Source organism: uncultured Porphyromonas sp. (assembly GCF_900541275.1).
In the GTDB taxonomy this organism is placed as follows: domain Bacteria; phylum Bacteroidota; class Bacteroidia; order Bacteroidales; family Porphyromonadaceae; genus Porphyromonas_A.
Map to the genome: position 1 here is coordinate 22,729 of NZ_UQJH01000005.1, position 21,154 is coordinate 43,882.

The 21,154-nt window shown below is 58.5% G+C and carries 16 protein-coding genes; 7 read left to right on the top strand and 9 right to left on the bottom strand.

Annotated features, from left to right (window positions below):
• Positions 1 to 1,381: 1,381 nt before the first annotated feature.
• Positions 1,382 to 1,735: a hypothetical protein gene (locus QZR17_RS04110; protein WP_296119680.1), complete on the top strand. Its 354-nt coding sequence runs from the start codon at positions 1,382 to 1,384 to the stop codon at positions 1,733 to 1,735.
• Positions 1,732 to 2,508, top strand: a complete 777-nt coding sequence (locus QZR17_RS04115) for a hypothetical protein (protein ID WP_297127979.1) — start codon at positions 1,732 to 1,734, stop codon at positions 2,506 to 2,508. Before QZR17_RS04110 ends, QZR17_RS04115 begins: the two co-directional genes overlap by 4 nt.
• A 560-nt stretch (positions 2,509 to 3,068) precedes the next feature.
• On the opposite strand, the gene QZR17_RS04120 is transcribed toward QZR17_RS04115, so the two are convergent.
• From QZR17_RS04120 to QZR17_RS04150, 7 genes are all read right to left on the bottom strand, one after another.
• A complete protein-coding gene (locus QZR17_RS04120; RefSeq protein WP_297127982.1) occupies positions 3,069 to 4,736 on the bottom strand; it encodes an AMP-binding protein in 1,668 nt (555 codons plus the stop codon).
• Between the two features lie 124 nt (positions 4,737 to 4,860).
• Entirely contained in the window at positions 4,861 to 6,969 is a 2,109-nt protein-coding gene (ccsA, locus tag QZR17_RS04125) for a cytochrome c biogenesis protein CcsA (RefSeq protein ID WP_297127985.1), read from the bottom strand.
• A 19-nt stretch (positions 6,970 to 6,988) separates the two neighbouring features.
• The gene (locus QZR17_RS04130; RefSeq protein ID WP_297127988.1) at positions 6,989 to 8,365 is read right to left on the bottom strand and encodes a di-heme oxidoredictase family protein; all 1,377 of its coding nucleotides are present in this window, start codon (positions 8,363 to 8,365) and stop codon (positions 6,989 to 6,991) included.
• A gap of 9 nt (positions 8,366 to 8,374) precedes the next feature.
• Positions 8,375 to 9,559 (bottom strand): imelysin family protein, encoded by a 1,185-nt coding sequence (locus QZR17_RS04135; protein WP_297127991.1) that lies wholly within the window; start codon positions 9,557 to 9,559, stop codon positions 8,375 to 8,377.
• Between the two features lie 34 nt (positions 9,560 to 9,593).
• On the bottom strand, positions 9,594 to 10,928 hold the full coding sequence (locus QZR17_RS04140; RefSeq protein WP_297127993.1) for an autotransporter outer membrane beta-barrel domain-containing protein: 1,335 nt from the start codon (positions 10,926 to 10,928) through the stop codon (positions 9,594 to 9,596).
• Between the two features lie 236 nt (positions 10,929 to 11,164).
• The gene (locus tag QZR17_RS04145) at positions 11,165 to 11,890 is read right to left on the bottom strand and encodes a lysophospholipid acyltransferase family protein (protein ID WP_297127996.1); all 726 of its coding nucleotides are present in this window, start codon (positions 11,888 to 11,890) and stop codon (positions 11,165 to 11,167) included.
• A gap of 9 nt (positions 11,891 to 11,899) precedes the next feature.
• A complete protein-coding gene (locus tag QZR17_RS04150) occupies positions 11,900 to 13,585 on the bottom strand; it encodes an AMP-binding protein (protein WP_297127999.1) in 1,686 nt (561 codons plus the stop codon).
• A 184-nt stretch (positions 13,586 to 13,769) separates the two neighbouring features.
• On the opposite strand from QZR17_RS04150, the gene QZR17_RS04155 reads away from it, so the two are divergent.
• The 4 genes from QZR17_RS04155 (at position 13,770) to QZR17_RS04170 (ending at position 19,784) form a co-directional block, all read left to right on the top strand.
• Entirely contained in the window at positions 13,770 to 16,142 is a 2,373-nt protein-coding gene (locus tag QZR17_RS04155; protein ID WP_297128002.1) for a TonB-dependent receptor, read from the top strand.
• 182 nt (positions 16,143 to 16,324) lie between these two features.
• Positions 16,325 to 17,512: a hypothetical protein gene (locus tag QZR17_RS04160; RefSeq protein WP_297128004.1), complete on the top strand. Its 1,188-nt coding sequence runs from the start codon at positions 16,325 to 16,327 to the stop codon at positions 17,510 to 17,512.
• Between the two features lie 45 nt (positions 17,513 to 17,557).
• On the top strand, positions 17,558 to 19,249 hold the full coding sequence (locus QZR17_RS04165; protein WP_297128007.1) for a hypothetical protein: 1,692 nt from the start codon (positions 17,558 to 17,560) through the stop codon (positions 19,247 to 19,249).
• 106 nt (positions 19,250 to 19,355) lie between these two features.
• Positions 19,356 to 19,784: a hypothetical protein gene (locus QZR17_RS04170; RefSeq protein ID WP_297128010.1), complete on the top strand. Its 429-nt coding sequence runs from the start codon at positions 19,356 to 19,358 to the stop codon at positions 19,782 to 19,784.
• A 17-nt stretch (positions 19,785 to 19,801) separates the two neighbouring features.
• Here the strand turns inward: QZR17_RS04170 and QZR17_RS04175 are convergent, their stop codons facing one another.
• Positions 19,802 to 20,254 carry a YkvA family protein gene (locus QZR17_RS04175; protein WP_297128013.1) on the bottom strand — a complete coding sequence of 151 codons (453 nt, stop codon included), beginning with the start codon at positions 20,252 to 20,254 and terminating at the stop codon, positions 19,802 to 19,804.
• A 101-nt stretch (positions 20,255 to 20,355) separates the two neighbouring features.
• On the opposite strand from QZR17_RS04175, the gene QZR17_RS04180 reads away from it, so the two are divergent.
• On the top strand, positions 20,356 to 20,502 hold the full coding sequence (locus QZR17_RS04180) for a hypothetical protein (protein WP_297128016.1): 147 nt from the start codon (positions 20,356 to 20,358) through the stop codon (positions 20,500 to 20,502).
• A gap of 41 nt (positions 20,503 to 20,543) precedes the next feature.
• Here the strand turns inward: QZR17_RS04180 and QZR17_RS04185 are convergent, their stop codons facing one another.
• The gene (locus tag QZR17_RS04185) at positions 20,544 to 21,131 is read right to left on the bottom strand and encodes a histidine phosphatase family protein (RefSeq protein WP_297128020.1); all 588 of its coding nucleotides are present in this window, start codon (positions 21,129 to 21,131) and stop codon (positions 20,544 to 20,546) included.
• Between the last annotated feature and the right edge of the window lie 23 nt (positions 21,132 to 21,154).

The following is a 21,154-nucleotide window of genomic DNA, read 5'->3' on the forward strand; positions in this document are numbered from 1 at the left end:
ACGTGCAGTGAGTCTCTGATCCTTTGCCGGCGTCTGCTCACCTGACAAGACCACTCTGATCTCTTGCACAGAGCCTGACCGTGTGACTTGGTAGAGGGTCACCGGTCAGGCTCCGTGGCGAAAGTGTGCTACTAAGACTTAGCTCACTATGGTTATGACGAGGCAGATCACCCCTAAAGCTAGTGAGAGGATACCCACGCACAATGAGAATAGCGCAATGCGGTAGGGGAGTTTCTGAGCATCATCAGGGTGGTGCCTGAGAATGTTGTACGTGCACGATGGGCTAATCGTTACCTTAACGCTAAGAACAACGCACCCCTACCAGGGTGCAGCCCTTTAGTCCGCACTATCTTGTCGGACGCGTCGGATGCCCTGCCCAAACTTGTCGGCTCACATAGCACGCCGGCATCCGCACGGATGCCCGCTCCATTGGCATCGGTCGAGGCACGCAGTGCCGAAGACCGATCTATAGCCATACCCAATAGGCCTCGACCCCTTGCGGGTCGCCGTGAAAGGAGATGCCTGCTCGGCGACGCCCTGGCGGGGTCGAGGGGGAAGGGGATGGGCGCTGTACATCGGTCACCGCTTCGCGGATGACCGATGCCTATGGAGCGGGCACCCACAAGGGGTGCCTCTCCCTCCTCTCATCACGATGAGATCAATGGCTACTGAGCCACTTAAGCGTGTCACCCCTGTCCTGTAGGTAGGACTGTTGTGTGGCGTTTGTCGGAATGGTGGCTGATCAGGGTCGGAGGAGACCCAAAGGGACAATATGCCCTGCCGGGTGTGGTATATTTGCAGCAGTCTTCGGGTGATTTGAGTGTTTAGAGACGTTATTGCCCGGATACACACGTGGTCATCCGGGAGCTTGATGTAGATATTCTCAAGTGTACTTGAAAATTTTGTTGTCGTGATAAAAATTTCAAGTCTGCTTAAAATTTCAGTCTCGGCTATAGCTGTGCAAAAATTTGATCCCGCATGGGCGGAGCCCGGAGGGATCGTCGGCTTTTAGCCCGGGTGCCGAGGCACGAAGTGCCGATGACCCCGGGAAACGGTTGATCATCATAAATAAATGCGACCCCGACAGGGTGTCGCACCGGCAGCCTTATCCTCTAAGCGCGACCCCTGGCGGGGTCGTGGGGGTAAAAGAGGGCTATGCTTACCCGGGGTCGTCGGGGCTACACCCCACCGACACCCGAGCTACGAAAAACGCACCCCTGCCGGGGTGCAGACACCCATAGGTCATACTGATCGCCGATCTGAAAGTGCGACGCCCTGGCGGGGTCGTGATCTTTTCTCTTGTTGTGTGTTCTCCTTTTCATTACATTTGTGGAAGTAAGAGAAGTACGATGTTCATTTTGGCTTTATCAATCAGCGTATTATGAGTAGGATAATTGTAGTGAGCGACATTTTACAGCCTTACCTCAGGCTTCGTAGTAGCGTGGAGGAGCTTATTGCCCGCTATGATGCTATGCCTGCTGATGAAGAGGTTACTTTTGACTTCTCCGGTGTCAAGTTTTCAAGCCGGAGCTTTATGGATGAATTCTATAATAAGCTGATTGTTGAGAGGCATGCACGGGTGACTAATATGACGGGCGAGCTAGCGCGACTTCTCGATGCGGTCGAAGCAACTCAGGTCCCTATTCGTCGAGGCGCATCCTCCCAAGTCCAGATTCAGGAGGTGGAAAATATGGATGAACTGACCCTGTACCTGAGTGAGCTTTCTTGTCTATGAATATAGACGCATCAGTCCGTGTGGGGAGTGGCTTTCTGAGTGGGCTCAGGGAGGCACTCCTGATCTTTGAGAAGATTGAGAGAAGTTCGGATCGAGACAATGTATTAATATTTGAGGAGGGGACTTTCGCAACCCCTCTTTTCCTTTCTGCTCTCCTTGCGAGGAAGTTTGATCCTCTGGCTTCCAGTCGTATTGAGTTAGACGTGCGTACCAATTATTTGTGTACAATCAGTTTTGATGATGGCGGCGTCTCTACAGACGACCTGGATGACGTCGAGGAGTATCTCGGATCCTATAGGGATAAGTCCTATATCCCAATTATGCGATTTCCCCTTTTTGGCGAGAGATCAAGGGCACATGTGACGTCTGTCGGATCTGCCGTGGCTAATCTGTTAAGATCTAGACTTGACTTAAGCGGTAGGATCTTCACGGGTGTTAATTATTTGATCTCGGAGATATTGGATAACGTCATAGAGCACTCTTTCTCTCATGGTGGTGGGATAGTTTGTCAAGACTATGCTCGCAAAGGGTATATGGATATCTGCGTCTTCGATAATGGTGTAACTATTCCGGGAAGCTATAGGAGAGCAAAGCTATTAGATGACAGAAGTACAGATGCTCAGGCTCTTCAGACGACAATTAACCGGAGGCTCTCAACAAAGAATACTGCCGGCTCTGTCAATAGAGGATTTGGCATCTCAAGCTCTCGGCAAATGCTGGTACATGGGCTTCAGGGGGAGTTTCTTTTTTTTCCGGCAGCGCACTCTATGTGAGTACGCCAAGGGAAGAGAAGGTTTTCCCTCTCCCAAACCACCTGGGACTGCATGGTACTATTGTGGGATTGCGTATCCCAAGGGCTGCTGATGACTTTAACCCATCTGATTACTACGAGCTATAGCGTATCTCGTGAGATGTGCGTAAGGATCGCTTATGGTACCTACCTGATCCCTGGATTGCCTGCGATACGCCTATATATATGACCCTGATAGGGTGTCGGTCCCTCCGGCGGTCCCCATTACGAGCGACCCCTAGCGGGGTCGTGGGGAGATGGGTGGGGCGTTGTACATCGGTCACCGCTTCGCGGATGACCGATGCCTATGGAGCGAGCACCCCTGCCGGGGTGCGCCCCGCAAGTCGGACGAGTCGGACAAGTCGGAAGTTTTACTCAAATACACCGGCTTACACAGCACGGCTGCATCCGCAGCCCGCTCCATAGGCGTCGGGTGCAGGGCGTGTCTTAGGAGACTGGGCATACAGAGAGAGGTCGCAGGTGGGGACTGGCGACCCGACCTGCGACCTCTGTATACCTATTAAATAGCTCCTTGGGGGAGGGTTACTTGACGAGGTAGCGCTTGACGCTCATCTTGGGTGTGCGTTCGAAGTCCTCCTCACGGAGCTCCACCTCAGCGATCTGCTGGTAGGGGTTGAGGAGGGTATTGATCTGCTTGCGCACCTCCTCGAGTGCTGCCTTGGGCTCCTTCTGCTCCTTCTCTAAGACAGCGTAGTCAGGGTAGACGACGGCAACGAGGCGCTCCCCTCGCTGCACGACGACGCACTCGGCGACGTAGGGGTGAATATTGTACTTCTCCTCGATCGCCTCGGGGTAGACGTTCTCCCCATTGGAGGTGAGGATCATCGCCTTGATGCGTCCGGAGATGTAGAGGTACTCGTCCTTGTCGTAGTAGCCGAGGTCTCCGGTGCGGAGCCAGCCATCGGCGGTGAAGAGCGCCGTGGTGGCCTCAGGATTTTTGTAGTAGCCCTTGCAGACATTCTCCCCGCGGACCTGGATCTCGCCCACTCGGTGTCCCTCGGCGTCCTCCTCGACGTGATCCGCCTTGGCGATGCGGACCTCCTGGATCATCGACATAATCTTGCCGACACTGCCGTGGCGGTAGCGCTTGGGCTCCACGTAGCTGATGAGTGGGGCGCACTCGGTCATGCCGTAGCCGACGGTGAGGGGAAAGCCGGCCTTCATCAGGAAGTCGGAAACCTCGTCATTGAGTGCTGCACCACCGACGATGAAGAACTTGAGCCGTCCGCCGAAGGTCTCTCGCAGCGTATCGCCTACCTTGCCGTAGATCGCTTTATTCAGCAGCGGGATCTTCAGTGCGAGGCGCGCCATCATATTGCCCTCAATCTTGGGGAGGATCGCCTTGGCGTAGATCTTCTCCAGCACCAGTGGCACGGAGAGGATCACGTGGGGGCGTACCTCCTTCATCGCCTTGACGAGGATCGAGGGGGTAGGCTTGTAGCGCAGGATAAAGACGTGTCCGCCGACGGAGAGTGGCAGGAGGACGTTGAAGGCGAGGGAGAAGGCGTGCGCATTGGGGAGGAAGCAGAGGAGCACGTCACCCGGCATCTCGACCTTCTTCTCTTGAGCCGCAACCACATTGGCGATCAGGTTATTCGCCGTGATCATCACGCCCTTGCTGGAGCCGGAGGTGCCGGAGGTGTAGGTGAGGAGGACGACATCCTCATTGGAAACCCCGTCGTAGTGGATGTCCTCCTTGGTGAAGCTGGACGGGTAGCGCTCGGTGAAGAGTGCCTCCACATCGATGCTATGGAGTCGCTCCTCTCGGGTCATCTCGGGAATGACGTTGCCCGACATGATGTCGACGAAGGCACGTACCTCGGGGAGATGGCCGATCGAGAGGCGCTCCCGGTGCTCAACGTCAGCAAAGACCACTACCGTGTCGGAGTGGTTGATGATCGCCTCCACATCATCAGCCGTAAAGGCGGGCAGGATCGGCACAACGACCGCTCCATAGGTGACGATGCCGAGCCAGTGGATGCACCACTCAGCGCAGTCCTCACCGATGAGCGCCACCCGCTCCCCCTTCTTGACCTCTAAGGCCTCGAGGAGCAGTTGTGTGCGTGCCACCCCTCTCGCCACGTCAGCGTAGCTAAAGGTCTTGCCGGTGTCGTAATTGGTCAGCGCTGCCAGCGCCCAAGAGTCTGCAAACGACTTCTCGTAGGCTTTGATGAAAGGTGTCTCTATCATGTCTTTAATCCATTAGTCTCTAAGCATTACACGTACCCTCTCTCTTGCAAAATTACTCATTTTCCTGAAGATAGGGCTCCTGTACAAAAGCACCTCCGGGGGGACGCATTTCAGGAACTATCGCCTACCCGTACGAGTGGAGCCCGCCGAGTAGGGTATTGACGCCAAAGTAGGTCATCAGCAGTACCGCAAAGAGGAGGACCATACAGAGGTGATAGTGCCTCGGGTCCCGCAGCCACGGCAGCAGCCCCTCGTGGAGGAGTGCCGAGTAGGCGACGAGCGTGATCAGCGCCCACACCTCCTTGGGATCCCAGGACCAGTAGTTCCCCCAGCTGACATTGGCCCAGTAGGCGCCGATCACAATGCCGATGATGAGGAGCAGGAGTGCGGGGTAGAGGAGCAGCAGGCTGAGGTCTCGCTGTCGCAGCACCTGCTCCCGCGACTGTCGCCCGAGGAGGCTGTAGAGCCCGATCGCCGCCGTGGTGGAGAGGAGCGCATAGCTGATCATCAGCACGCTCACGTGGAAGCTCAGCAGGGGCGAGTGGAGCACCGGCATGATAGGCGTCATCGCCGGGGAGGACATACCGAGGTGCGCCACGAGGAGGAAGAACCCTGCCCCGCCCATGCAGAGTGCACCGAGAGGAGCGACACGCCGTACAAGGAGCAGCCCGAGGAGCGTGATCGACCAGGCGATCGCCAGAGAGGTCTCGTAGCCGGTCGCCAGCGGGACTCTGCCGGTGATGTAGGCACGGCAGCCGATGAAGAGTGTGAGGAAGAGGAGCCCCGCAAGGAGTCCCCACCGCACCACTTTGCCTGAGAAGATCCGCGGAAGCGTGAGGGCAAGCAGTGCAAGGACGAAGTAGGTGATGAAGAGGATCAGCGGATAGGGGACACTGTGGTACAGAACCTCGGCGCGGAGTCGGGGACGACTTGCCCTCACCTCCGGGACTTGATCCTGATAAGCAATCAGTGCATCGATCAGCTGCCGGTACTCAGCCGGGCTGTCCCGCTTGCTGATGAGTGTGGGCATGAAGGTGCGGATGAAGAGGCTGTCCCGCTCTGCCACTTCGCCCGGTGCTATGGGGGATCCGGCGGCATACCACTTCACCTTACCCGCCGAGGTGCGGGTGGGGAAGAGGTAGAGGGTCTCTCCCATGCGGATGCTGAACGCAAGCTCCACCGCCTCGCTCACAGCGACAGCCTGACGGGTGGCGGGGGAATCGTCCCCCTCGTCGTACGCTCTGAGGTAAGGCTGGAGGAGATAGCCACGCTCCGGGGAGAAGAGGTCGGTCAGCGCCACCCGTCCGGGGAGATGGGTCTGCTCCCTCAGCTCGCGCCCCTTGACCCGGATCAGTGGCTCTCTCTTGCAGCTGTCGAAGTCGGTCACCCAGCGGCGGAGTAGCTCTCTATGCCCTCGAGCAGATCCTGTGGTCTTGAGGGCAATGTCGCGCGACAGGGTGGAGATCGGCACGACCCGCCCTCGGTAGTATACCGCCGGCTCCTCTGCATGCGCTTCCGAGGCGACGAGAGGGAAGAGGAGGACGAGGGGCAGCAGGGTGCGCCTCAGCAGGCGCCGGAAGCGCCCCCCTCTCTGCAGCATCAGCATCAGGAAGGCGAGGATCAGGAGGACGAAGCCGGCGTAGACGAGATACATCCCGATGGGATCGTAGGTGACGAGGAGGGAGACCTCGTCACTCTCCTCGGAGAGCGCATGGAGGAAGAAGCGGTAGCCCCGGTGGCGCAGGATCTTATTCATCGAGAGTCTGTGGGTAGCCCCCTCCACCTCGACGACGGCGTAGTAGTCGGAGGGAAAGGCTCCCCCCTCATCGGAGTAGGTGGTGCCGTAGTCCCTCAGGGTGAGGGCGAAGGGGAGTGAGTCGGTCACCGCCCCTCCCGAGAGGAGATAGCGCTCCACCGGTCTTCCCCGCTCGATCATCATCTTCCCCTGCCGGCTGAGGAGGGCAGTGCAGAGTCCTCCGACCAGGATCAGGAGGAGCGAGCCGTGGAGGATCAGCGTAGCTGTGGGGAGTCTCCTTCCCCCTCTCACGAGAGAGAAGAGCAACCCCAGCCCGGCGAGCAACCAGAGGGCGATCATCCAGGGCGCCCCGTAGACCTGACGGATCGCCACCTCGTGCCCCAGCACCCGCTCCATCACGGTGCCGCCGGCGAGGATAAGAAGGAGAAGAGCGAGCAGGGCAAATGTGACCCCACCGGCTCTTCTCCTCCATTTCATTTGTAAGTCTCTACTCAACTCAGAGTGCTCTTAGGAAAGCGAGGACGGCGTCTCTATCGTCCTTGGAGAGCGCCTTAAACTTCCGCTTGACATGGTCAGCCTCTCCGCCATGCCAGAGGATCGCCTGCTCCAAACTGCGGGCGCGACCGTCGTGGAGGTAAAACTCGTACCTATTGACCGGATAAGTGAGGCCGATGCCCCACAACGGGCGGGTCTTCCACTCATGACCGTCGGCCAGGTGGTCGGGACGCTGATCCGCCAAGTCCTCGCCCATGTCGTGCAGCAGCATATCGGTGTAGCAGTAGATGGTCTGACCGGAGAGTGCCGCCACATCGGTCTGACCGGTGTGCATCGTGGGGACGTGGCACTTGGCGCAGCCGATCTCGTCGAAGAGCTTGTACCCCTTCTTCACCACAGGGCGATCGAGCCCCCTCGGTGCAGGGACGGCGAGCGTCCTGCCGTAGAAGACCACCGCATCCAGCACATCGTCCGGCACCTCGTAGGTGGTCGGATCACCGTCGCCCTGCCGATCCCAGTCCTCCTCCACGGGGTAGAGGCGGTTGGTGAGGCCCATGTCGTTGACAAAGGCCTGACAGGTCTGCTCCATGACGGAGGAGGTATTGGCCTTCCATCCGAAGCGACCGATGCGCACCTTTTTATACTCACTGTCCCAGACATAATTGGGCTTGCCGGAGATGCCGTCATTGTCCTTGTCGTAGGGGTCTGCATGAGAGAGGATCTCCTCCTCGGGGATCGCCTCCAGCAGTCCCAGACCGTATGTCGGCATACCGATACGGGGCGAGAGCATATAGTAGGCAGGCAGCGGGATGCGGGTGTCAGAGATGGAGAACGTCGGGCGGTGGAGAACCACCTTGGTCCCATCGTCGTAGACCTCTACCTTCTCCGACCACTCGACGTGAAACTTCGCCTCAGGCTTCACACCGTCGATGGCGAGCTGCTGGAGCTGGGCACCGAAGCCGGGGACACCGATGTGCCCGTAGACGGGATCGTTGCCGCTACTGATGCGGAGGAAGAAGCCGCTCGGCTGATTGAGATTACGAGGGAAGGGGGCGCGACCTTCGTTGGGGTGGCACTGGGCGCAGGTGTGATTATTGTACAGCGGTCCGAGGCCGGACATGACGTCTCCGCTCGGCACAAACTGGTGCTCGAAGATGTAGTCGCCGTGATCAAACTTCCGGGTCTGCTCCTCCGTCATCCCATCGACCGGCTGTCCGTAGGCCTTGCTGGAGGACATATTGGTCGAGGCAGCACCGCCGGGACGCAGGTGGGCGACGATGTCGTAGGGGTCGGGCTCCACCGCCGGCTCCTGACGACACCCCGCAAGGGTGAGGGTCAGCGTCCCGCAGACGATGGCTATCCACTCTCTTGTACCCATGGTCATCACTTAGATCTCACCCTGAGAGTCGCTGACGAGCGGTGCGATCTCCTTCTCGAGGATCTCGGAGAGCTTGATCACCTCTGCCTGAGCACTCTTCACCTCAGGACGATGGTGCTCGATGCATTCGGTGAAGGTGCCGGGGAGGTTCTTGAGCGCCGTCTGGGCCTTGATGATCTGAGCCTTAAACCTCTTGTCCAGCTCGGGCTTCTTGAAGACATTGACGATCAGGTCGGAGATGGAGGCGCCGGACTGACCCTTGTAGCTGCAGGTGTAGAGGTTGTAGACACTCTGGAGATTGTCCTGGAAGTCCTGTAGCGAGTTATTGGAGAAGGGGGACTCCTCCTTCTCGAAGTGGGGCTTGCCGTCCTTATTGATATCACCGCCCTCTACGCTGCCGGTGGGGCCACCGCCATTGAGGGGGAACTCGATCTTCTCCTTCCCCACCTCGTCGACGATGTCCTGCATGCCGGTCACCATCTCCTCGATGGCTGCTTTGGTGGTGGGATAAGCCTTGCTGCCCTTACCGGCCGCCTTGATCATCTTGGCAAAGGCGGGCCACTTGGTGGTCAGCTTGTCGCAGACGCTCTTCATGTCGTTGGATCCGGCGACGAGGTACTCCAGGAGACGGGGATTGCCCTGGAGCGTCTCGATGGTGAAGGGACTCTTCTGCGGACCCCACAGGATGAACTCCAGGAGGTGGAAACCGCGGGTCTCATTGTGCTTCTCGATGGTCTCCTTAGTGATCGGCTCATTGGAGGCGATGGTCTGGTTCATCAGGCTGACATCGACCGGCCAAGTATCCATGTTGGGGTCAATGTCGAGGGGATAATTATCCTCCCCCTCAGCGATATCATTGCCCTGCTCCAGCTCGCCGACTGGACCGAAGCCGAAGGCCTCTGTCTGCTCCCAGGTCTTGCGAGCAACCTTCCAGAGCTCCCGCGCCTTGTCGAGATTGGCCTGCGTGGGGCTCTTCTTCAGCTCCATGCAAGCCTTGTCAAGAGCGGTAACCTCAGCGGTGAGGTCAGCAAAGGAGCGGACGGTAACGATGTCGATGGTATTAGCGATCACCGAGGAGGTGTCGTACTGCTTCTCAGGATTTTTGGGCTTGTCACCATCGCATGAGGAGAGCAGCAGAGAACTGCTCATAAGGGACAGGCAGAGCCCTGCCTTAAAGATGTTAGAAAAACGCATAATATGGGTATGTAATAATTTGTTGATTTTGCAATTAGAAAGAGAAACCGAGTCCGACCAGCAGCTCCCGCTCCTTGGTCTTGCGCCCCATGTCCTGCTTGGAGACCGGGTCGACGTAGTTGTCCCCATAGGTGCGGTCGGTGTACTGGGCCTTGGCGACGAGACCGGGCGTGATCATCCAATTGAGCCCCGCGGTGATGACGCTGCGGCTCCACATATCGAGCTTGATCACATCGCCCGAGGTGCGGAACATCGTATCGTAGTAGTCGTATCGGACGAAGGGGTAGAGCCTCTGCTTCGTCTCTCGATTAATCAGCGGGAGGACATTGTATCCCAGCTCTGCCGAGACGGAGAGTGCCTGCTTGCCGACAGCGGTGCGCTTGGCATTGAGGTGCTTGGAGAGGTGGGCGTTCTTGAAGGAGATGTTGTCCGAATTTTGCAGGTCTCCCCAGAGCAGGGAGCTATGGAAGCGCCAGTTGCCCTCATTGACCGCCAGGTGAGCACCGGCGACCTTGAGCCAGCCCTTCACATTCTCCATGTCGTATCGAGGGCGATTGGGGTTCGTATTCCCCGCATAGGCGGAGAAGCCGACAAAGGACTCCCCTAAGCGACCGAAGTGGTAGTCCATACGGAGCGAGTAGGCGAGCGCCTCAGCCACCGGCATCTCGAAGCGGGTCTGATACCCCCTCTTGACCCAGTTGCGACTTGAGAAGCCACTGGAGTCGAGACCGGAGCTGACTGCCAGCTCGTAGGTGAGTCTATTGTGGAAAAAGCCTCCGAAGAGCATCACGCCCGTCTCGTACCAGCCAAGGGGGATCATCGCATCCTCGCCCTCGGGACGAAGTACGGTGAAGTACTTATTGGGTCGGTCAAGGCTGCTGGCGAGCCCCATATGGAGCTTGAAGCGGCCGACACGGAGATTGGCCATCTCGTGGGTGAGGAAGTCGAGGTAGAGATGCTCCAGCTTTACCTCCCCGCCCTGCTCGATCTCCATCTCGTACTCACCAGCCTCCTCCAGTGCGTCAAACTCCATCGTGGCACCGGTACCACCGTGCTCAAACTCGATCTCGCTGCTCATCCGGATCCGATCCGTAAAGCGGAGCTTGAGATAGAGAGCGAAGCGCTCCTGGTCAAGGCGGTCCTTGAGGTACGGGTCGCGCTCCTTGGTGAGATAATTCTGGTAATTGACAGTGCCATACCCCGACAAGGTCAGCCGATCCAGCAGGTCCTTCCCGTGGATGCCCGTCCTTGGGAAGACCCGCTCCTGCTCGACCCGCTCCTGCTCGACCCGCTCCTGGGCCACCGCATTAGTGCCTCCGAGGAGCGCGAGGACGATGCCGGCAATGATGACTTTGGTGATTGCTCTCATATCTACTTTCGAACTAATAACATAAAAGGAGTGAACCAGTCCTCCTCAGCGGGGCAAAAATACGAAATAGAGTCCCTCGTTTTTCGTAAAGCGAAGGAAAATACCCACTGCCGAGTACCTCTCCGGCACCAATTACTCAGATCAGGGTAGGGGGCTGTAGGAAAAACACCTCCGCCACTCTTCGGGGTACGACCCGGGGAGTGGCGGAGGGTATAAGGCGGGGCTGTAAGCCGGTGCTATATGCCGCTCTTGATGGCGGCGGCGAGGTCATCGGTGAGGCGGATCATCCCCTCGGCATCCTCACTGTAGCCGGAGGTGCGGATAAGCGGGTGGATCGTCATCGTGATGCGGTGGGGGTGGACGAAGTAGTGGTCCTTGGGCAGTGCCTCGAAGGTGCCATCTATCGTCACCGGTAGCACGGGCGTACCGGTGGAGAGGGCGATGCTGGCGACGCCCTTACGCAGGCGTCCCACCCGTCCGGTCGTGGAGCGTGTCCCCTCTGGGAAGATCAGGATGCTGAAGTCCTCGGCAATCGTCGCCTTGGCATCATCAATCACCCTCCGTGCCCCACTCGGGGTGTGGTCGACGAAGATGAAGCCGATCCTCTCGCACGCCCAGCCGACGAAGGGGATCTTGCGGATCGGTGCCTTGAGCACCCAGCGGCACGGCATGTGGAGATACCCCCCCATGACAAAGACATCGAGGGCGCTCATGTGATTGGGCGCCACGAGGACCGCCTCGTCGGGGATGTTTTCCTTACCCCGCACCGTGACGGGCGAGAAGAGGAGGGTCATCGTGAGCTTGCTCCAGATGCGGGAGGGGAGGTAAGTGGCTCCCCTCCTCCAGCCGAGCGCAGAGCCGAGCACCGTGAGGATCGACGTGAGGATTGTGGCGAGGACGAAGAGGGGGACAAAGATGAGCCAGTAGTAGATCGCCCAGAGAACCTTGAGTAGTGGATTCATATTAGGAAGTTACTTGATAAGGTAGCGCTTGATGCTCTGCTTCGGGGTCTTCTCGAAGGGCTCCTCCCTCAGCTCCACGGCACTTACCTGCTCGTACATCGGCAGCCGCTGATTGATCATATCGCGGAGGGTATTCATCACCTCGGCGACCTCCTTCTGCTTTACCTTCCCATCGGCCTTGAGTGCATCAAAGTCGGGGACGACGATGGCGACGAGCTTGGAGTCGCGCTGCACCACCACACACTCCGAGACAAGTGGGCTAGAGCCGTAGAGCGACTCGATCTCCTCGGGGAAGATATTTTGCCCATTTGCCGTCAGTAGCATCGCCTTGCTCCGACCGCGGAGGTAGACATAGCCATTGGCATCGATGAAGCCGAGATCGCCCGTGTGCATCCAGCCGTCGGGGGTGAAGAGTGCCTTGGTCGCCTCCTCATTCTTATAATACCCGAGGCAGACATTCTCCCCGCGCACCTGTACCTCGCCCACCTCGTGACCGGAGGAGTCGCTCTGGAAGCTCCCCTCCACCGGGCTGATGCGTACCTGCTCGATCTCGGGGAGCACCTTGCCGCAGCTGCTGTACTTGTGCTCCCGCGGAGGGACGTAGCTGATGAGTGGCGCACACTCGGTGATGCCGTAGCCGACCGTGAGGGGGAAGCCGGTATTGAGGACAAACTTTTCCACCTGGTCATTGATCGCCGCTCCACCGACGATGAATTGCTCGACCCTCCCGCCCATGGTGTCGATCATGATCTTTCCGATGCGATTGTAGACGAGGAGGTTGAGCACAGGGATGCCGATGATCGTCTTGACGGCGTGAGAGTAGGCGTTGATCTTCTTGAGGATGATGCTCTTGTAGATCTTCTCCAAGACGAGGGGCACGGAGAGGACCACCTGAGGCCGCACCTCCTGCAGGGCCTTGATCAGGATCGTGGGGGTGGGCTTGTAGCGGAGGATGTAGATCTGAGCGCCGCTGGTGAGCGGGGAGAGGAAGTCAAACATCAGCGCATACGCATGCGCCAGCGGCAGGAAGCTGAGCATCTGCTGACCGGGGCGGAAGACGCCCCTCGTGTGGGTGATATTGATATTGGCGGCAAGGTTATTTGCCGAGAGCATCACGCCCTTACTGAAGCCTGAGGTGCCCGAGGTGTAGCTGAGGAGGACGAAGTCGCTATTGGACACCTTGTCGTAGACCACGTCACTCCTGCGGAAGCCATCCGGGTAGCGCTCCGTCATCAGCTGGTCGGCATCGAGGGTCCGGTACTCCTTGTGGGGCGTGAAGTCCGGGAGAGGGGCGAGCGTATCGATCCGGTAGGTGGCGCGGATCGCCTTCATCTTCTTGGAGTCAAGGGAGGAGATATGCTCCGGCCCGACGAAGATCACCACAGAGTCGGAGTGCTCTACGAGGTGCATCGTGTCCTCGGGGGTAAAGGCGGGCAGTATCGGCACCAGCACCGCCCCGTAGGTGACGACGCCGAGCCAGACAACGCACCACTCGGCACTATCCTCGCCCAGCAGAGCCACATGATCCCCCTTCTTCACGCCGGAGGCCTCAAGGAGGAGGTGGACTTTCGCCACCCCGCGCGCCACCTCGGCGTAGCTATAGATGGTCCCGGTGTCGTAGTTGCAGAGTGCCGGGCGGATCCAGTGCTTGCGGAATGCTTCCTCGAAGAACTTTACCAATGGCTTCTCGATCATATCATATCTCACTTGTGATGGGAAAATGCGCAGTTAGCTCTATAGAGTACAAAAGTACAGAAACTTTTTAATCATATTCCCGCCTATCCTCGTGGTGGCTTGGGAGGTTGGGGACTCTTATTTTTGCCTATCTTTGTGGTCTGAAATAGAGTTTAATTTTGACAATACTGGTAAATACCTACCCATGAGACAACTCATCTACACTCTGTCCTTCCTGGCGGTCTCTCAGGTCGCTCTTGCCGTAACCCCTATCGATCGGGACGAGGTGCCTGTAGACAGCCTCGAGACGAGGCAGCTGGAGGAGGTGCGAGTCTATGCGCAGACCCCTCTGGTAAAGGAGGCAAATGAGCTCTGGCGTGTGCCGGGCGGTGTCACGATGATCACACCGACGGTGATGCGGGAGTTTCACCTGCAGAATATGACCGACCTGACGGCGCTGGTCCCCGGACTCTATATCCCGGACTACGGCTCGGGATACAATGCCCCGATCTACTACAGAGGGATCGGTTCGCGTAGTGGCTCCTCCGCTGCCTCCCTCTACATCGATGGAGTGCCGACGCTTACTCAGACGCTGAAGAAAGACATCCTCGATGCCGCATCGATACGCGTCATGTCTGCCAGCCAGAGCTCCACCTATGGGCGCAACTCGATGGCCGGCAACATCCACGTGCGGACGGTCAGCCCCTTTGAGAAGCAAGGGCTGGAGGTACTGCTCCGTGGGGGGAGCTATATGACCGGGCGAGGACAGGCGATCTACCGCACGCTGCTATCGCCGGAGTGGGGACTGACTGTGGGCGGATATGTCCAGTACCTCGGCGGCTACTACACTAATCAGTACGATGGGAAGAAGTTGGACCGCTCCCTCACGGGAGGCGGGACCATTCGCGGTGAGTGGCGAAGGGGGGCTCATACCCTGATTCTCTCAGCCAATGCCGACGGAGTGGACCAGGGCGCCTTCCCCTACGCCCCTAAGGATCCCGAGACGGGTAAGGTGATGGCACCTAATATCAATCGCCCCGGGACGTACAAGCGCTTCTCCACCCAGGAGCGGATTAGCTACACTTATGCCGGAGACGAGGCAGACCTCCATGTGACCGGAGGCGTGGAGTACCTCCACGGAAAGATCCATATGGATCAGGACTACAGCCCGGCGGATGTTTTCTCGGTCAATCAGCGGGAGAAGCAGCTTGCCACGACACTGGAGCTGGCACTGAAGTCAAAGGGAGAGGGCCGATTCCACTGGACCACGGGGCTCTCAGCCTTTTACCTCTACTCGGACCACCTCTCCCCGGTGGAGATTTACCCTGACGGATTGCAGAAGCTGGTGCAGCCCCAGCTCAATCGCGCTATGGCGATGATGGCGAAGAAGGGGATCAAGATGCCGGGAAAGCTGCTTGCTGACACGGAGATGGCGCTGAATAACAATCAGTCTTGGAAGAAGGACTACGGCGTTGCCGCGTACGTGGAGGGCAGCATCAATGACTTCCTCATCCCACACCTCACACTGACCGCCGGGCTGCGGGTCGACCTCGAGCATCAGGGCTTTGACTACGACAGTGACTTCGCCTCGAAGGTCATCATGGAGATGAACCGCGGGGGCAAGGTGATGCGCATGCCCCAGCCGATCGGTGGGCGTGTGAAGGATCACGGCACCCAGACTTTCCTCGTCGCTCTGCCTAAGCTGGCACTGAGCTACGATCTGACTGATGACTTCAATGCCTTCATCACTGTCTCTCGCGGGTACAAGACGGGAGGATACAGCGATCAGGTGATGACTCAGACGGCTATGCAGGCCGCCTTTGCCAGCCTGATGCCGAAGCCCGGAGCCAAGCCTGGGCGCCCTGCTCCGATCGATGGGAACAATCTGCCGATCGTGCCATCTGACCCCAAGGCTGCCGCCTACGAGCCGGAGTATGGGATCAATTATGAGGTGGGCTTCCGGGCTCGGCTCTTCGAGAACCGCCTCCTCCTGACCACCACTGTCTTTGACACCCGGATCTCCAATCAGCAGATCACCCGCTTCGTCACAACCAGTGCCGGTCGGTATGTGGACAATGCGGGACGCAGTCGCAGCACCGGTGTGGAGGTGACCGCTGCGTGGCAGATCCTCCCGGGTCTGCGTGCCTCAGCCTCCTACGGATATGCCGCCTCGAAGTTTGAGGTCTGGCATGCGAGCGTGACTAGCCCCACCGGCGAGAAGAAGAAGGTAGATATGGCAGGCAACTTTGTCCCCTATATGCCACAGAACACCGCCTCCGCGCTCCTGAGCTACCACAAGGGACTCGACCGCCGCGTCCTCAAGGCGGTACACGCCTCCGTGGAGTACAGCGGTGTCGGACCGATCTACCGTGATCCGGAGAATACGGTACGGGAGGACTTCTACTCCCTCCTCGGAGCGCGCGCCGGAGTCCAGCTCGGTCTCGTCGACGTCACCCTCTGGGGCCGCAACCTGCTCAATACGGAGTACCACCCCTTCTACTTCAGCTTCTTCGGCCAGGATCTCTTCCAGAAGGGTGCTCCGCTCACCTTCGGAGTAGATCTCTCGATCAGTCTCTGAGCTGTAGAGCGGGCGTGGTTAAACTATTGGCTCACAATTTGATCCAAGTAGTAGATAGGGAGTGTGCGGTATGGAGCGAAGTATCATACTTTTTCGTACCTTGCGGATGGGATCGAGTATCCCATGACACTCTTGTCCACAGAAGAGATGGTGAGTATAACTTATTAGACTAACGACGCGATATGAAAGCTTTACATCGGATATTAACTGCCGCGCTAATGCTGGCGGCAGTCTCTGTGGGTTATGTCGGACAAGCGCAGGACGATGCGTACCTGACCCCCTCTAAGGCTCGGGTAGCACGTCAGCAGGCTAAGAAGGCATACGCCCGCGAGATGGCTTTGGAGAGACAGCGCCAGGCTAAGCGCGACTCCATACGCGATGCTCAGCTGCAGGCCCGGGATCGGGCTACAGACTGGTATAACCGCCGTGACATGAGGGTCACGGTCGAGGATATGGAGCGTAATCTGGACAACCTAGATACGCCTCGCAACGGAGGCAAGTACGCTGCCCAGATGAGACGCTTCAATGGTGAGGATGATGGCCGCATCGTCCTCGATGACGTGCAGAGGGTGTACGTCATGGATGACTATGAGTACGACCCGTGGACTCAGAGCTACTACGGCAGAGGATGGGATCGCAACAATAGCGTCTACATCACCATCAATACAGATCCCTGGTACGGTGGCTATAGAGGCTATGGCTGGGGTGGCGCGTACTCCTCCTACTACTATCCCTGGTATGGTGGTGCCTATGGTCATGGCTACTACGACCCGTGGTACGCTGGCCGCTGGTCTTACCCCGGGTGGTATGACCCCTGGTATGATCCGTGGTACTCCCCCTGGGGTGGCTACTATAGCTTTGGCTACACGTGGTCGAGACCTTACTATCGCTACTATCCCTACGACTACGGCTACTATGGCGGTGGTTACTGGGGTGGCTACTACGATGGCTGGTACAGCCGGGACTTCTCTCGTCGCTACACGCCCGGTGCACGTCGCACGGAGAGCTACTACGACCGTCACGCCGCCACTTATGGTCGCGCACTCGGTCAGGGCAATGTGTCCCGCTGGAGCAATGGCGGCAATGGGGTAAGCTATACCCGCTCCAATAACTCCCGCTACGTCAATGGCGGTCGCCGTCCCACCATCGGTACCACTCGGGCGAATACCTACAGCAATGGGGGAAATTACTCGACCAACCGGACCACCTCGCGGTGGAATAGCGGCTCAAGCAGCAGCTCAAGTAGCAGCTACAGTACCTCACGTAGCACCTACAGCACGCCGTCCCGCTCCTATACGCCGTCTCGCTCTACCACGACCACGACGACTACGACCACGCGCAATAACGGCACCGGAGGCGGTCGTCGCTAATCATCAGGGGCCATCCCCCCTCTCATCAGCATAGATTATACTACAATGTCACGCAATAAGATAGTCCTTCCCCTCTTGGCGTCCACGCTCCTGCTCGGGGTGAGTGTCGCTATGGCGCAGGCTCCCACCGATGTCTACCGCAATAGTATGCGGGAGACCTATGGTACGGCGCGTGCTCAGGGGATGAGCAATGCCGTCGGAGCCTTGGGCGCTGATCCTACTGCGGTCTCCGTCAATCCTGCCGGCATCGGGCTCTACCGCTCGAGCGAGGTGACCTTTGGCTTCAATGTCGGTCACGTCAAGAGCTCCACCAACTGGCAGGATAAGGAGGGAGCCGATATGAGCAGGTGGGTCGGCAACCTCGACCACCTCAGCTTCATCTTCCCGATCTCTAATCCCTACCTCGCTACGTCTGACTGGAGAGTGGTCATGGGTGCCTCGATGAGCTCCCTCTACGACTACGACCGGGACTACGAGATGAGGTCCGTCAATCCTGAGTACAGCCTCTCGGAGTATATCGCCAATAAGGCGACCCTCTTCGGTGCGCCCTACAAGACCCTCGGAGATATGGCGAGCTCGCCCTACTTCCTCGGCACGATGGCGTACAATGGAGGCTTTATTGAGACGAGACCGGGCTATGACAATGTCTACGTCCCCGCTACCTATGCAGCGATTGATCCCTTTGCTCACGACAAGTATGCCGAGTCCAATGTGACGTACCTCAAGCCGGACGCTGGGCGGCTCAATGTCTCCGAGAAAGGGTCCCGCAAGATGTACGACTTCACCATCGGTGGTAGCTGGGCTGACAAGGTCTACTTCGGAGCCACCCTCCGGACTACATCATCGACCTACGCACGGTCGTCCATGTATCGGGAGGACTTCCACTACACCTACAAGCCTAAGTATAATGTCGAGGACCAGGTCTACTACACCGAGCTCGGCAATAATCTGACCGTCTCCGGCGGTACTGTCGGTGCCACGTTTGGTCTGATGGCTGCCGTGGGCGACTTCGGTCGTGTCGGCATCTCCTACAATACGCCGCAATTTGGTCGCTACAATGAGGTTTTCTCTACCACGACCCAGTGGTACAATAATAATAGGACCAATGGCAAGGGAGAGCTCGAGCCGCTCTACACCAATGGCTCGGACGACATGACCAATACCTACGACCTTGTGCTTCCCGGTGACCTGACCGCCAGCGCGATGGTCTTCCTCGGTGGCTACGGTATGGTGACGTACGACTTTAATTGGCGTGACCTCGGCTCTGCTCGCCTGCAGGGAGGTAACTTCCAGGACGCCAACCAGTTCCTCAAGGAGGACTACGGCAGTCAGATGACCCACCGCGTAGGTCTGGAGATCCGCCCTGTGAGCGGCTTCTACCTGCGTGCCGGCTACAGCTACTCCGATGGGGGGCTCAAGTCGGAGGGCATCCGCCCTCAAGAGGGCAACGTGATGGCCTACGACTATATCGCGAGCGGTGCGATCACCGACGCGGTGCTGAGGGACAGCTACCAGACCATCTCTGCGGGGGTTGGCTGCCGACTCTTCGGTCGGACCACCCTTGACCTCGCTTACGTGAGGGGCAAGGCAAGCGAGCGGGTCTTCCCCTTCCCCGGCGCGGGCGAGGTGAAGGACCAGTCGTCGGGTCAGGTGGTTGCTCCAGGCATCTCCTCTGAGGGTGCGGCGATGAGCACGGTGACCAATCGGATGGTCGCTTCGCTCACATTCCGCTTCTGACCCCCTATTTCAGTCCAAGTCGCAAACAAACGCAACGAGCGCATTACGTGTGGTCCCGGTGACCAGCGTAGTGCGCTCTTTTTTTTACCCTAAAAAGTCGAAGCCTATGAATCGTGAGAGATATACCCCTGACCTGATCACCGCCCTTGGTCCGGATGAGGTCTTTGTCTTTGGCTCCAATGCCCTCGGCCATCACGGCGGTGGGGCAGCGCTGCAGGCCTTTGAGCGCTTCGGGGCAGAGTGGGGGATGGGTGAGGGACCCTCGGGGAGGACCTACGCCATCCCGACGCTCGATGCCGTCCATCATCGGGTCACTGAGGAGCAGCTCAGAGCGAGCCTAAGGCGCTTCATCGCATACGTGCGTCAGCACCCGCGTAACACCTTTTACCTCACTCTCATCGGATGCGGCATAGCCGGGTGGGAGCCGGCGACGGTGCGACGTCTCCTTTGGCAGTCCATCGGGGACGAGTCTCAGCTGCCGGACAACCTGATACTCCCTCGAGCCTTTAACCGGCAGGAGGGTGACAGTGAGTAGCTCCTCGGTCGGAGGATCTACTCGCGGGTGACTAAGTGGGTGTCGGCTGAGTGGAGGCAGGGGGTGAGCTTGCGGTAGGTCGCCTGCGCCTGCGCCTCGATCTCGGGTGTGATCAGCTCGCTGACCCACTTCGTGATCATCAGCACCACGCCGAGGTCATCGGAGAAGCCGAGGAGCCCCAGCGCATCGGGGATCAGGTCGACCGGCAGGATGAAGTATCCCAGCGCACCAGCGATGTACGCCTTGCGGACCGCCGGGGTGCTGTCGGCACGGAAGACGTACCATAGACGCAGCACCGGGAGCAGGATCTGCTCGCCGGCGAGACGTGCCACCTCTTGGACCTTCTCCTTGAGCCCGAGCTCGCTAAAGTGCTTTCCATACCTCTTTATATCCTCTACGGACATCCTGCCCACCTGCTTCCTTGCGATGGCGATGAGTCCGCCGAGGGTGAGGAACTTTCTCTTTTTCATTTCGTAGTCATCTCTCTGATAATAGCTCGGGCTCCAGAGAGCCGTCGTCATACATCATATGTCGCGCGCCTGTGGGCGGGCAACTCTCCTGAGATCGCCGTATGCACCGATCGACCAGCAGTGTCACAGTGCAGGGTACGACGATACCGACGATCATACCGATGAAGAATGGTCGTGCCGTGGAGCAGTCGGTGCTGCCGCCTACCGGACAGGGTCTTGTGGATCTATTACTCATCTCTCCCCATTGATTGATTGGTTATCTGTGAGGTAAAGGTACCAAAAGTGTCGCTTACTCGTTATGCGCAAGCTCATCGGGCGTGAAGCTCAGGGTGGTGATGCTGCCGTAGTGGGGTATGTCGATGAAGAGGTCAGAGAAGTCTATCACCCCCTTGATCCACCGGCCCATATTGATCACGCCACCATGGCAAAAGAAGGCTACCCGCTCCCACTCCGGATGGAGGCAGACCTCCTCTACGAGGTCCGTGACTCGGCGACGCATCTCATCGATGCTCTCACCTCCCGGAGGCGTCACCAGCTCGGGATTTCGCTCCTCGAGGAGGAGCAGGTCGGGCTGACGGCGGATCTCACTGTAGAGCTCATCCCAAGGCCTCATCTCCCACTCGCCAAAGTTTCGCTCCGCCAGCCGAGGATCTATCGTCGCTGTCTCGTAGCCGCAGTAAGCGGCGAGCTTGCGAGCGCGCCTGAGCGGACTGGTGAAGGTGGCATCGTACGTACGCCCCTCGAGGGCGCGCCTCACGCTCTCCGCCTCCTCCCGGAAGCTCTCTGCCACATCCAGGTCGGATGCTCCGTAGCAGAAGGAGCCATCGACGTTGTGTAGGCGGGTATGGCGGATGAAGTCTATCTTGGTCTCTCTCATGGATTCTCTTCCTAAATTGTCAT

Bases quoted from the DNA above. Each gene is read 5' to 3' on its own strand.
- QZR17_RS04180 (WP_297128016.1), top strand. From the start codon at position 20,356: ATGCACCGATCGACCAGCAGTGTCACAGTGCAGGGTACGACGATACCG.
- QZR17_RS04165 (WP_297128007.1), top strand. From the start codon at position 17,558: ATGTCACGCAATAAGATAGTCCTTCCCCTCTTGGCGTCCACGCTCCTG.
- QZR17_RS04160 (WP_297128004.1), top strand. From the start codon at position 16,325: ATGAAAGCTTTACATCGGATATTAACTGCCGCGCTAATGCTGGCGGCA.
- QZR17_RS04120 (WP_297127982.1), bottom strand. From the start codon at position 4,736: ATGATAGAGACACCTTTCATCAAAGCCTACGAGAAGTCGTTTGCAGAC.
- QZR17_RS04155 (WP_297128002.1), top strand. From the start codon at position 13,770: ATGAGACAACTCATCTACACTCTGTCCTTCCTGGCGGTCTCTCAGGTC.
- ccsA (WP_297127985.1), bottom strand. From the start codon at position 6,969: ATGAAATGGAGGAGAAGAGCCGGTGGGGTCACATTTGCCCTGCTCGCT.
- QZR17_RS04145 (WP_297127996.1), bottom strand. From the start codon at position 11,890: ATGAATCCACTACTCAAGGTTCTCTGGGCGATCTACTACTGGCTCATC.
- QZR17_RS04175 (WP_297128013.1), bottom strand. From the start codon at position 20,254: ATGAAAAAGAGAAAGTTCCTCACCCTCGGCGGACTCATCGCCATCGCA.
- QZR17_RS04115 (WP_297127979.1), top strand. From the start codon at position 1,732: ATGAATATAGACGCATCAGTCCGTGTGGGGAGTGGCTTTCTGAGTGGG.
- QZR17_RS04150 (WP_297127999.1), bottom strand. From the start codon at position 13,585: ATGATCGAGAAGCCATTGGTAAAGTTCTTCGAGGAAGCATTCCGCAAG.
- QZR17_RS04170 (WP_297128010.1), top strand. From the start codon at position 19,356: ATGAATCGTGAGAGATATACCCCTGACCTGATCACCGCCCTTGGTCCG.
- QZR17_RS04185 (WP_297128020.1), bottom strand. From the start codon at position 21,131: ATGAGAGAGACCAAGATAGACTTCATCCGCCATACCCGCCTACACAAC.
- QZR17_RS04110 (WP_296119680.1), top strand. From the start codon at position 1,382: ATGAGTAGGATAATTGTAGTGAGCGACATTTTACAGCCTTACCTCAGG.
- QZR17_RS04140 (WP_297127993.1), bottom strand. From the start codon at position 10,928: ATGAGAGCAATCACCAAAGTCATCATTGCCGGCATCGTCCTCGCGCTC.
- QZR17_RS04135 (WP_297127991.1), bottom strand. From the start codon at position 9,559: ATGCGTTTTTCTAACATCTTTAAGGCAGGGCTCTGCCTGTCCCTTATG.
- QZR17_RS04130 (WP_297127988.1), bottom strand. From the start codon at position 8,365: ATGGGTACAAGAGAGTGGATAGCCATCGTCTGCGGGACGCTGACCCTC.